Origin of the sequence: Duganella guangzhouensis (genome assembly GCF_009674535.1) — a bacterium.
In the GTDB taxonomy this organism is placed as follows: Bacteria; Pseudomonadota; Gammaproteobacteria; order Burkholderiales; family Burkholderiaceae_D; genus Rugamonas; species Rugamonas guangzhouensis.
Genome location: NZ_WKJK01000020.1, coordinates 63,740 through 75,245, shown reverse-complemented (window position 1 = coordinate 75,245; position 11,506 = coordinate 63,740). Strand labels below are relative to the sequence as shown.

General features: G+C 65.0%; 9 protein-coding genes. 6 read left to right on the top strand and 3 right to left on the bottom strand.

The window, feature by feature from the left end; genetic code table 11:
* Nucleotides 1-8 precede the first annotated feature (8 nt).
* The gene (locus GJ699_RS28245) at nt 9-1,508 is read left to right on the top strand and encodes a methyl-accepting chemotaxis protein (protein ID WP_154382758.1); all 1,500 of its coding nucleotides are present in this window, start codon (nt 9-11) and stop codon (nt 1,506-1,508) included.
* A 12-nt stretch (nt 1,509-1,520) separates the two neighbouring features.
* Here GJ699_RS28245 and GJ699_RS28240 read toward each other — a convergent pair whose 3' ends face one another.
* Nucleotides 1,521-2,390: a GIN domain-containing protein gene (locus GJ699_RS28240; protein WP_154382756.1), complete on the bottom strand. Its 870-nt coding sequence runs from the start codon at nt 2,388-2,390 to the stop codon at nt 1,521-1,523.
* 126 nt (nt 2,391-2,516) lie between these two features.
* Here GJ699_RS28240 and GJ699_RS28235 point away from each other — a divergent pair, with 126 nt between their 5' ends.
* Genes GJ699_RS28235 through GJ699_RS28220 form a run of 4 tightly spaced genes read left to right on the top strand, consistent with a single transcriptional unit; the run spans nt 2,517 to nt 5,869 of the window.
* A complete protein-coding gene (locus GJ699_RS28235; protein ID WP_154382754.1) occupies nt 2,517-2,837 on the top strand; it encodes a nucleotide pyrophosphohydrolase in 321 nt (106 codons plus the stop codon).
* 39 nt (nt 2,838-2,876) lie between these two features.
* A complete protein-coding gene (locus tag GJ699_RS28230; protein WP_154382752.1) occupies nt 2,877-3,440 on the top strand; it encodes a helix-turn-helix domain-containing protein in 564 nt (187 codons plus the stop codon).
* 11 nt (nt 3,441-3,451) lie between these two features.
* Nucleotides 3,452-3,982, top strand: coding sequence for a GNAT family N-acetyltransferase (locus GJ699_RS28225; protein ID WP_154382750.1), 531 nt, complete (start codon nt 3,452-3,454; stop codon nt 3,980-3,982).
* A gap of 6 nt (nt 3,983-3,988) precedes the next feature.
* Complete coding sequence (locus GJ699_RS28220; RefSeq protein WP_154382748.1) at nt 3,989-5,869, top strand: sensor histidine kinase; 1,881 nt, start codon at nt 3,989-3,991, stop codon at nt 5,867-5,869.
* Here the strand turns inward: GJ699_RS28220 and GJ699_RS28215 are convergent.
* Nucleotides 5,866-8,556 (bottom strand): TonB-dependent receptor plug domain-containing protein, encoded by a 2,691-nt coding sequence (locus GJ699_RS28215; RefSeq protein ID WP_154382746.1) that lies wholly within the window; start codon nt 8,554-8,556, stop codon nt 5,866-5,868. The genes GJ699_RS28220 and GJ699_RS28215 overlap by 4 nt on opposite strands.
* 281 nt (nt 8,557-8,837) lie before the next feature.
* Between GJ699_RS28215 and GJ699_RS28210 the strand changes: the two genes are divergently transcribed.
* Nucleotides 8,838-10,778 carry a S9 family peptidase gene (locus GJ699_RS28210; protein WP_154382744.1) on the top strand — a complete coding sequence of 647 codons (1,941 nt, stop codon included), beginning with the start codon at nt 8,838-8,840 and terminating at the stop codon, nt 10,776-10,778.
* Between the two features lie 9 nt (nt 10,779-10,787).
* On the opposite strand, the gene GJ699_RS28205 is transcribed toward GJ699_RS28210, so the two are convergent.
* Nucleotides 10,788-11,486, bottom strand: a complete 699-nt coding sequence (locus GJ699_RS28205; RefSeq protein ID WP_154382742.1) for a hypothetical protein — start codon at nt 11,484-11,486, stop codon at nt 10,788-10,790.
* Between the last annotated feature and the right edge of the window lie 20 nt (nt 11,487-11,506).

Genomic DNA, 11,506 nt, shown 5'->3' with positions numbered 1-11,506 from the left:
AGCAAGCCATGAAACTCAGTGTTGCACAGAAAATGGGTGCGCTGGCCGGCGCCGCGCTGGCCGGCATCGTGCTGCTGGCAGGCCTCAGCCACTACCAGATGGAGCAAGTCTACGACGCCGCCAACTACTCCACCGTCAACACCGTGCCCAGCCTGGTGACGCTGGACCGGCTGCGCGACAGCTTCCAGCGTTACCGCATCCGTGTCAGCCAGCACGTGCTGAACACCGATCCCAAGAAGCTGACCGAAATCGACGCCAGCATCAACGATATGCGCAAGCTGGTCGACGCCAATCTGAGCAAATACGAGGGGCTGCTGTCGGATGACAAGGACAAGGCGCTGCTGGCCAAGGAGCGCGACGCCTGGCTCAAGGTGCAGCCGCAGATCGAGGCCACGCTGGTCGAATCGCGCGCCAACCACAACGACAAGGCGCGCGATCTGCAGGAACAGGCGCGGCCGGCGGCGCAGGCGGTGCAGGCCGCGATTGACGAACACTTCGACTACAACGTCGCGCTCGGCCAGCAAGGCGCCGAGCGCGCGGTGCAAGCGCGTCAGGTGGCGCTGCGCAACAGCATCGCGATCGCAGTGGCGACGCTGGTGGTGGTGGCGCTGATCAGCGTGTTCATCACGCGCGCGCTGCTGCGCCAGCTGGGCGGCGAGCCGGATTACGCGGCCGACATCGTCAACCGCGTCGCCAATGGCGACCTGACGGTGCAGGTGCAGATCCGGCCGGGTGACAGCGCCAGCCTGCTGGCGGCGATGCACCGCATGGTCGGCAATCTGTCGCGCGTGGTCAGCGAGGTCAATGATGGCGCCGAGGCGCTGGCCAGTGCCTCGGAAGAGGTCAGCGCCACCGCGCAATCGCTGTCGCAGGGCGCCAGCGAACAAGCGGCGGCGGCCGAGCAATCCAGCGCGGCGATCGAGCAGATGTCGGCTTCGATCGCGCAAAACACCGAGAACGCCAAGGTCACCGACGATATCGCCGGCAAGGCCGCGCAGGAGGCGGGCGAAGGCGGCGCGGCGGTCAAGTCGACGGTGACGGCGATGCAGCAGATCGCGCGCAAGATCGGCATCATCGACGATATCGCCTATCAGACCAATCTGCTGGCACTGAACGCGGCCATCGAGGCGGCGCGCGCGGGCGAACATGGCAAGGGCTTCGCGGTGGTGGCGGCCGAGGTGCGCAAGCTGGCCGAGCGCTCGCAGGTGGCGGCGCAGGAAATCGAACAGGTGGCGTCCAGCAGCGTGAATCTGGCGGAAAAGGCTGGCGCGCTGCTCGACACCATGCTGCCCAACATCAAGCGCACCTCCGACCTGGTGCAGGAGATTACCGCCGCGTCGGAAGAACAATCCACCGGCGCCGGCCAGATCAACTCCGCCATGAGCCAGCTCAGTCAGACCACCCAGATGAACGCGTCCAGCTCGGAACAACTGGCCGCCACCGCCGAGGAAATGAGCGGCCAGGCCGAGCAGCTGCAAAGCTCGATGGCCTTCTTCAAGGTGCGCTGAGCGCGGCCCGGCTTACTGGACGATGTTGACGCGCTTGCCGCTGACGGTGCGCTGCGACGGATGACCGTACACGGTGACCTGACCGGAGCCGTTGGCGGTGGCCACCACGGCGTCGGTCACGGCGGCCGAAATGCTGCCGGAACCGTTGGTGCTCAATTCCGCGCTCTGGCTGGTCAGCGCGGCCAGATCGGCGCTGCCGGAACCATTCAGCCGCACCGTCATGCTGCGCACGTTGCCGCTGGCGCTGGCACTGGCGCCGCCCGAGCCATGCAATTCCAGATTCAGCGACTCGCCGTTGACGCGTCCCAGCGTCAGCCGCCCGGAACCATTCAGGCGCGCCGCCGTGGCGCCGCTCTCCAGCCCGGACGCATCCAGCCCGCCGGAGCCATTTAGGCGCGCATCCAGCCGGCTGACCCGCCCGCTCACCCGCACCGCGCGCGAACCGTTCAGCGCCAGCGTCAGCGGCGCGCCATTCAAGCCATTGATCTGCATCTGCCCCGAACCATTGGTCTGCACCGAGCGCAGCACCGGCGTCGAATAGGTCAGCCGCAGCGGTGTGCTGGTGCGCACACTGCCTTCGATCCACACCCGCAGCGTGCCGCCTCTGGCATCGGTACGCACCAGCGGCAGAATATTGCTGTCGCCCTCCAGCTGCAGCGCGGCGCTCTGGCCGACGCGGATCTCGACCTGCATCGGGCCATTGATATCAACCTCATCCAGATTGCCGATCTCGCGGTTTTCCACCACCGACTGGCCATTGCCCTGCACCGCATTGCCGCTGAAAGCGGACTTGAACTGCACATCGCCGTTATCCGGCACAACAATGACGGCACAGCCGGCGAGAGCGGCAAGGGCGGCGAGGGTGAACAAAGAGCGGCGCATGATGGGTGTCCTGTAAGTTATCGTGCCGCCACTATAGCCAGCCGCCACCACGTCCAGCGTGCCGCTGCGACAAACGGTCGAAAACGCGGCATGAAGTGCGCAAACCGCAGTGTTACCATAGTGCCCATGAACACTTCCGACCTGCACGATCTGCGCGCGCGCACGCGCCAATTTGCCCGCGAACGCGACTGGGAACAATTCCACACGCCGAAGAACCTGGCCATGGCGCTGTCGGTCGAAGTGGCCGAGCTGGCCGAGCACTTCCAGTGGCTGCAAACCGGCGCCGACGCCGAGCTGGACGCCGCCAAGCGCGAAGCCATCCGCCAGGAACTGGCCGACGTGCTGCTCTACCTGGTGCAGCTGGCCGACAAGCTGCAAGTCGATCTGCACGCCGCCGCCGTCGACAAGATGGTGCTCAACGCCATCAAATACCCGGCCACCATTTGAATTCTTGTATGTCGGAGAATTTTCCGATATATTGGAAAAATGGATACCGACACCTTGCTGGCCGAACGCGTGCGCGCGCTGCGCAAAACGCGCGGGCTGACGCTGGACCAGTTGGCCGAACTGAGCGGCGTCAGCCGCTCGATGATTTCCGCCATCGAACGCCAGCAGACCAGCCCCACCGCCGCCGTGCTCAACAAGCTGGCCGACGCGCTCGGCCTGACCCTGCCGGCGCTGTTTGCCGACGCCACGCCGGCCGCCGAACCGCTGGCGCGCCATGCCAACCAGCCGGTGTGGACCGATCCGGCCTCCGGCTACGTGCGGCGGCAGCTGTCGCCGTCCGGCTTCCCGTCGCCGCTGGAGCTGGTCGAGGTCGAGTTCCCGGCCGGCCAGAGCGTGGTGTTCGACCATCCGCTGCGCCGCCTCGGCATCCACCAGCAACTGTGGATGCTGCAGGGCGCGCTCGACATCCGCGCCGGCGACCAGCACTGGCAGTTGCGCGCCGGCGACTGCCTGGCGATGCAGCTGGCCGCGCAAGTCGCGTTCAGCAACCCCTACCCGCAACCGGCCCGCTATCTGCTGGCCCTGACCACAAGTGAAACATGAAGGAGATCGACATGGCGGAACAATCCACCGTGCGCTGCACCCATGAACGGCATGCCGCCGCGATACTGGCCATCTTCAATGACGCCATCGCCAACTCGACCGCGCTGTACGACTATCAGCCGCGCACGCTGGACAGCATGGGGCCGTGGTTTGCCGCCAAGGACAAGGGCAACTTCCCGGTGATCGGCATCGAGGATGGCGACGGCCAGCTGATCGCGTTCGGCAGCTACGGTACTTTCCGCGCCTGGCCGGCTTACAAGTACACGGTGGAACACTCGGTGTATGTGCGCCACGACCAGCGCGGCCGTGGCCTGGGCAAGGCCATCATGCAGCTGCTGATCGCCGCCGCGCGCGAGCAGAACCTGCACGCCATGGTGGGCGGCATCGACGCCACCAATGCCGGCAGCATCGCCCTGCACGCCGGGCTGGGCTTCCAGCATGTGGGCACCATGCCGCAGGTCGGCTTCAAGTTCGGCAAATGGCTGGATCTGGCGCTGTACCAGCTGATCCTGGATACGCCGGCGCAGCCGGTCGACGGTTAAGCCGGCGTGCTGCGCCGGATTCTCTGCTTTCTGCTGCTGGCGGCCGTGGCCTTGCTGGCCTCGGCCAGTGCCGGCGACGCGCCATGGCAGTTGCGCGATGCCAGTTGGCAGATGACGCCGGCCAGCGCCTACACCACGCCGTCGTCCGAACTGGACAGCACACGTCTGCCAGGCCGGTGGCAGCGCCTCGCCCTGCCCGCCGCCTTGCCGGCGCTGGCGGCGCCGGGCGGTAACACCGTCGCGGTCGAGTGGCTCCGGCTCACGCCGCCGGCCGCCAACACTGCCACGGCTGCGGCGGCCCAGCCATGGGCCATCTACAGCGCCCGCGTCAAAGTCGAAGGCACGATCGCGGTCTACGTCAACGGCCGGCTGGCGCAGCGCGTGCAAGCGCATGGCCAGTTGTGGGACAGTCTGTTCACCCCGCTGTGGATTGATCTGGCGCCCGCGCGCGATGCCCCGGTGCGCGAAATCCTGATCCGGCTGGAGCACTCGCCGCACAGCCGCGCCGCCCTCGCCTCGCTGTGGCTGGGGCCGGCGGCCGAGTTGCGCGACCGCTACCACCTGCGCAACTGGCTGCAGCGCGACCTGCCGGCCACCCTCAACGCCGCCTTCCTGGCGGTGGGCGTGTTTGCGCTGGCGATCTGGCTGCGCCGTCGCAGCGATCCCGAATACCTGCTGTTCTTCTGGCTGGCCGTCGTGTCCTGCGCCGCCCATCTGCACTACTACACCGCGCTGCCGATCCGCGCCGACTGGTTCGGCTGGATCACCTCCAACGCGCTGTTCTGGCTGGTGATGGTGCTGCACCTGTTCCTGCGCAAGCTGCACCGCCAGCCGCTGACCTGGCTGACGCGCGCGGTGGTCGGCGCCACGCTCGCGGTCAGTGTGTTGTCGGTGCCGGAACTGGGCGTGTTGCCGATCTTCCCCAGCACCTCGCTGCTGGTGCCGGCGATCTACGCGCTGGTGGTGCTGATGTCCACCACGGTCTGCCTCACCGCAGCGGCCTGCTCGTGGCGGCGCAGCCGCGAGGGGCTGTTGCTGGCGTCCGGCCTGGGACTGTGCACACTGCTGGGGGTGCCGGACTGGCTGCTGCACAACAATGTGGTCAGCGTCGAAGGCTGGTTCACCGGCGCCTACACCAACGCCGTCACCTTCGCCATGTTTGGCGTGCTGATGTACCGGCGCTATCTGGGCGCGATCCGCGAAGTGGAACAGCTGAACGCCAGCCTGGAGCAACGGCTGCAGGCGCGCGAGGCGGAACTGGATGTCATCCACCAGCAACTGCGCAGCGCCGCCCGCCAGCAAACCATCAGCGACGAGCGCCAGCGGCTGATGCAGGACATGCACGACGGTCTCGGCTCGTCGCTGATCAACGCGATCCGCTCGGTGGACCGCGCCGAGGTCAGCACCGCGCAGATTTCGCACATCCTCAAAGGCTGCCTGGACGACCTCAAGCTGACCATCGATTCCATGGAGCCGGTCGACAACGACCTGTTGTTGCTGCTGGCTTCGTTACGCTACCGGCTGGCGCCGCGCCTGGACGACGCCGGCATCCAGCTGCACTGGGACGTCCAGACGCTGCCGGCGCTGCCGTGGCTGGAGCCGGGCAAGGCGCTGCACATCCTGCGCATCATCCAGGAAAGCATCGCCAACATCCTGCACCACACCGGCGCCACCGAGATCCGCCTTGGCACCAGCAGCGACGCCGACGGTATCGCCATCAGCATCAGCGACAACGGCGGCGGTTTCGATCTCGCCCGCGCGCTAAGCACCGGCGGCGGGCGCGGCTTGCGCAACCAGCAGCGCCGCGCCGCCGCCCTCAACGGCGCGGTCGACTGGAAGGCGATCGCGGGCGGTACCCGCTTCACCCTCCGTTTGCCACTCGCTTAGAACGAATAACGCGCGTTGACGTAGGCGTAGCGGCCCACCACGTCGTTCAGCCCCTGCACATAGGTGTCGACGTAGGCGCTGTTGGAATACACCATCGCCTTGTCGAACACATTGTTGACGCCGAAGTTCAGCACCAGTTGCTTGCTGGCTTTGAGGGTGTAGTTCAGATCCCACACCGTGTACGACGGCACCCGCGCGTTGGTGACATCGGCGTCCTGGCTGTAGGTCGGATCGCTGATGTTGAGCGTGCTCGACGCGGTGCGCGCCGTCAGCGCCAGCGAGTGATCGCCATAGTCGTACGTGGTGCGCAGCGAGTTGTTCCAGCGCGGATGGTAGACCCCGTCCAGGCGGCTGGTCGGCTGCTCGCCCGGGGCGATGCTCTGATCGTACTTGAAGGTACGGTTCATCGCCTCGTGGAAGCTCAGCTTGCCATACGCGCCCAGCTTCAGCGCATAGCTGATATCCAGATCGGCGCCCGAGATAATGGTCTTGCCGACATTGCTGAACGGCGTGGTCACGCTGTTGATGCGGCCCTTGTTCAGCCCCGGATGAGCCGCCTCCAGCGCCGGATTGCGCGGATCGCGTCCGACCAGCGCGGCAAAGCCAGGAATGATGTCCTCGTTGTCGACGATGTATTGCGCGTCCAGCGCCTGGATGGTGTCACGCTGGTGAATGCCATACCAGTCCAGCGACATCGACAGATCCTTCACCGGTTGCAGCACAATGCCCAGCGAATAGTTGGCAGCCTTTTCCGGCTTCAGGTTCGGATTGCCCTTCAGGTAGTCTTTCGGGCTGTACGAACACTGCGCGCCCACATAGCCGAGCGGAACGCAGCGCGCCCAGTCGGCCACGGTGGTGTAGGCGGTGGTGACCGAGCCCAGTTCCGGCAAGGTCGGCGCCTTGAACGAAGTGGTGGCCGAGCCGCGCAGCAGGATCTGATCGGCCGCGCGCCAGGCCAGCGCCAGCTTCGGATTCCAGGTGGTGCCGAAGTCGCTGTAATGGTCGCCGCGCAAGGCCACTTGCGCGTCCAGCTTCGCCAGCAGCGGCACCGCCAGCTCGCCGTACACCGAATACAGGCTGCGCGAGGCGGTGCTGCTGGTGGCACCGTAGTTGACGATGTTGCCGGCCTCCGCCAACGGATCGGCGACGTCGTTGATCGACTCGTGGCTGGCTTGCGCGCCCCAGGCGAAGCCGACCGGACGGTCCTGGAAGTTGAACAGCGACGGCGTGCTCATCTTCCAGTCCAGCGTACCCAGCTTGGATACCGCCTCGTGATGGAACACGTGCAGCATCGGCGACACCACGCTCATCGGATTGCTCGGATTGAACGGATCGTAGCCGCCGGTGCCCAGGATGCCCTGGCCCAGCAACGCGTTCGACACATCCAGCAGAATGGTGTTGGTGGTCTCGTCCACCAGTTTGGAGCGGTTCAGATTGACGGCGAACTCGCTGTCCCAGCCATGGATGGTGCCACGCCAGCCGGTCACCACGCGCGCGGTGTCGCTCTTGATGGTTTGCACCTTCGGTCCGGCTTCGGTGATCGCGTGGAACACCTGCAAGCGGTCGCCCGGCGCGAAGCCCCAGGTGTCCTCGGTTTCGCCCGGCAAGCCCAGCACGCCAGGATTGGTGGTGCCGTCGGTCGGCGCCAGGAAGCTGCTGCTGAAGACTGGATAGCCCTGTTGATAGGTTGACTTGTTGTGATTGAAGCCGAGTTCGGCAAACAGCTCGTCACCGCCATCCAGACGCTTGGTGACGATGGTCGAGACGCCGACGCGCTCGATGCGCGGCGTCAGCTGGGTGTCGGGATTGGTGAAGCACACCTGGTCGCCGGTGCTGGAAATGCCGACCTTGCCGACGCAGCCGGGAATCGCATACCCGCCCTCGCCGTTGTCGTAGTCGCGCACCCAGCCCTGGAATTGGTCGGTGGTGCGGTTGTCGCTGCCGCCGTAGCGGGTGTAATCGGGATTGGCCAGCGCCGAATGCTCGCTGCTGCGCAGCGAATTGCGCTTCAGCGCATCGACCGTCATCAGCACGTTGTAGCCGTCTTTGTCGAGGTCGCCCCAGCCCTTGGTCAGGCTGGCGTTGAAGGTGGAGCCGTCGCCCTTGACGTTGGAGCCCAGATTGCCGCTCAACTCCATGCCCTGGTAATTGGTGCGGGTCTTGAAGTTGATCACGCCGGCCACCGCGTCCGAACCGTAAATCGCCGAGGCGCCGTCGCGCAGAATCTCCACGCTTTCCAGCGCCGCTAGCGGAATGTTGTTGAGGTCGACAAAGCTGTTTTCGGCGCCGTTGGCAAAGCCGTAGTTGGCCAGGCGACGGCCGTTCAGCAGGATCAGCGTGTATTTCGAATCCAGCCCGCGCAGGCCGACCGACGAGGCGCCGCCGGCAAATGAGTTGTAGCTATTGCCATCCAGCGAGACGCTGACTGACGGCAGCTTGCTCAGCATTTCCACCACGGTGGAGGCGCCGCTCTTGTCGATTTCGGCGCGGGTGATGATTTCCACCGGCGTCGCGCCCTCGCCGGCGATGCGGGCGATGTTGGAACCGGTGATGATGACTTTTTGCGGCTCGCCGGCCGCTGCGTCACCGCCGCTTTGCGCCTGCGCGGCGGTGCTGAACATGGTGGCGCCGGCCAGCAGGCTCAAGGCCAGACGGACCGACAGAACTGATTGCTTTTCTTTATGCATTTTTGAATGGCTCCCGATTTTGCACGGCCGTGGTCGGCCGTATGACATGTCCTCAACGCTGGCTTACAGCGGTGAAGCAATTTCAGTCTCGCATAGGGAATATTCGGTTTGCAAAAAGAAAATAATGCAATATGTATCATACTGTTTATACTAAAACAGTACGTTACAAAAAAGCCAATCCGCTTGGTTTTTGGCCGATTTGGCAGGGTGTGCGGCCGGGCCGTGATCAGCCAAAAAACAACAGCTAGAATGTAGAGTCAAAAAAACAGAAAGAGGCTTTCATGATTCTACGATATTCGGCACTGCTCGCAGCGGCGATGTTCAGCGCGCAAGCGATGGCGGCAGCGCCATCCGACATGCGCAACTACCGCGACCTGGCGCTGAGCGGCGCCGGTGACCGCGTCGCCGCGCTGGAGACAGTCAATCCACCCGATGCGGCCAAGCGCGCGCACGCCAGCGTGGTGGTGCGCGACGGCGCCAGCGGCAAGGTGCTGGCCTCCTACGATCCCTGCGTCAAATGCGACTACAACTTCCCGGCCTGGTCGCCGGACGGCAAGGCGCTGGCCTTCATCGGCAACGACAGCAAGAGCGGCACGGCGACGCTGTACATCGCCAGTGCGGGCAAGGTGCGCGGCGTAACGCAGGTTAAAGGCGTGGCCAACACCGCGCGCTGGGCGCCGAACGGCAAGCAACTAGCGCTGCTGGCCACAGTCGGCGCCAGGAAAAGCACCGGCGCCACCGAAGCCGGCGCGCCGCAGGTCGGTGAAATCGGCGCCGACGAGGATGAGCAGCGCATCGGCGTGGTCGCACCGGCCGGCGGCACGCTGCGCCTGCTGTCGCCGGCCGACACCTTCGTCTACGAATATGACTGGACGCCGGACGGCAAGGGCTTTGTGGTCACCAGCGCGAAGGGCAACGGCGACAACAACTGGTGGATCGCCACGCTGGGCCATGTCGATGCCGACAGCGGCGCGCTGCGCATCCTGGCCGCGCCGAACACGCAGCTGAGCATGCCGCGCGTCTCGCAGGACGGCAAGACGGTCGCCTACATCGGCGGCCTGATGAGCGATTTCGGCTCGGTCGGCGGCGATATCTACACCCTGCCGCTGGCCGGCGGCGAGCCGGTCGACATCACGCCGGGCTTTGCCGGTTCCTTCAGCGGGCTCGACTGGCGCAACGGCCAGATCCTGGCCAGCGCGCAGATCGGCGCCGAGCAGGCGCTGGTCAGCATCGATCCGCAGACGCGCAGCCAGCGCGTGCTGTGGTCGCAGCAAGCCACGGCCGGCACCGCCTGCGAAGGCTGCCTGTCGCTGAGCGCCGACGGCACCATCGCCGCCACCGCACTGGAAAGCTTCGAACGCGCACCGCACATCGTGGCTGGCCGCCTGCCACAACTGGCCGCCATCACGCACGACAACGACGGCTTGCCGGCCGCCGTCAACGCGCGCAGCATCAACTGGAACAGCGATCAATTCAAGGTGCAGGGCTGGCTGCTGGCGCCGCTCAAGACCGAACCGGGCAAGCAGTATCCGATGGCCACCATCATCCACGGCGGTCCGGCAGCGGCGGCGACGCCGATGTTCATCACGCCTGGCAAGGGCACACGCGGCCTGATCCGCGATCTCACCGCCAAAGGCTATTTCGTCTTCCTGCCTAACCCGCGCGGCAGCTATGGCCAGGGCCTGGCGTTCAGCAGCGCCAACCGGCGCGACATGGGCGGCGGCGATTGGCGCGACATCCTGGCCGGCATCGATGCGGTGGAAGCGGCCGCGCCGGTCGACGACCAGCGCCTAGCGCTGATCGGCCATTCCTACGGCGGCTTCATGACCATGTGGGGCGTGACGCACAGCCAGCGCTTCAAGGCCGCGGTGGCCGGCGCCGGCATCGCCAACTGGATCAGTTACTATGGGCAGAATGGCATCGACCAGTGGATGATTCCATTCTTCGGCCACTCGGCCTATGACGATCCGGCCATCTACCGCGCCGCGTCGCCGATCGAATCGATCAAGGCCGCCAGGACGCCGACCCTGATCACGGTGGGCGAACGCGATGTTGAATGCCCGCCGGCGCAGTCAGTCGAATTCTGGCACGGCTTGAAAGCGATTGGCACGCCGACCTCGCTGGTGATCTATCCGGGCGAAGGCCATGCCTTCCAGCAGCCGCAACACCGCGCCGACGAACGCGCACGCACGCTGGCCTGGCTGGACAAGTATCTCAAGTAAGACGCTTATTTAATGCATTTCCGCCAGGCAGAGCCCCTTGGGTGTCCAATTGTGAACCAACGTAGTCGGTGGAAGAGCCGAGTCATGCAGGATAAGCGCGAATCCTTTGCGTGGCTCGGCACCCAACGCCATCAGCAGCATCGGAGGGCCACCACGAACGATCATGCTGTTTCCTGGCCCACGCCCTATTTGCACACCGTCCGGCGTCTCCAGACATGAATCCCCACTGACGGCGTAAAAAGCTTCGGGCCCAGAGTGGGCATGGAGTGGCGCGGTCATGCCAGGGGTGAATGTAGATTTGAGAAACTCTGCATCGTACGACGTATTTTTTTCGATTGAAATCGGCCCAACTTGCGCTACATGCTCTCCGTTAAGCGGGCGTGACGGCACAGGCCCCACGCTGAACAACCAGACGCTTCCAAACGCTTTGATAACCTGAGCGCTCCGGACTGCGTCCCGTTGTGCGGCGTCGACGCTGGCATACTTATCCAGGCTCCAATACACGGAATCGACATTAAGCCTTCCCAAGCTTTCGTGGGAAACAAGACAAGCCGGACCAACTTGCTCGTCTTTGCCGTTGCCATCCTCGCATTGCCGGGATGTCGCCTGTGCCAAAACGGGAGCGCTGAGGAGCAGCGATATCGCTGTGGCACCGAGGGCTATGATTTGTTTGCACCTTGCTGACATCATGAATTTCTTGGTCGTCATCACTGGATACTCCGTAATTA

What these genes read in the sequence shown, in the direction of transcription:
- GJ699_RS28245 (WP_154382758.1), top strand. Translation starts at nt 9, where the DNA reads ATGAAACTCAGTGTTGCACAGAAAATGGGTGCGCTGGCCGGCGCCGCG.
- GJ699_RS28240 (WP_154382756.1), bottom strand. Translation starts at nt 2,390, where the DNA reads ATGCGCCGCTCTTTGTTCACCCTCGCCGCCCTTGCCGCTCTCGCCGGC.
- GJ699_RS28235 (WP_154382754.1), top strand. Translation starts at nt 2,517, where the DNA reads ATGAACACTTCCGACCTGCACGATCTGCGCGCGCGCACGCGCCAATTT.
- GJ699_RS28230 (WP_154382752.1), top strand. Translation starts at nt 2,877, where the DNA reads ATGGATACCGACACCTTGCTGGCCGAACGCGTGCGCGCGCTGCGCAAA.
- GJ699_RS28225 (WP_154382750.1), top strand. Translation starts at nt 3,452, where the DNA reads ATGGCGGAACAATCCACCGTGCGCTGCACCCATGAACGGCATGCCGCC.
- GJ699_RS28215 (WP_154382746.1), bottom strand. Translation starts at nt 8,556, where the DNA reads ATGCATAAAGAAAAGCAATCAGTTCTGTCGGTCCGTCTGGCCTTGAGC.
- GJ699_RS28210 (WP_154382744.1), top strand. Translation starts at nt 8,838, where the DNA reads ATGATTCTACGATATTCGGCACTGCTCGCAGCGGCGATGTTCAGCGCG.
- GJ699_RS28205 (WP_154382742.1), bottom strand. Translation starts at nt 11,486, where the DNA reads ATGACGACCAAGAAATTCATGATGTCAGCAAGGTGCAAACAAATCATA.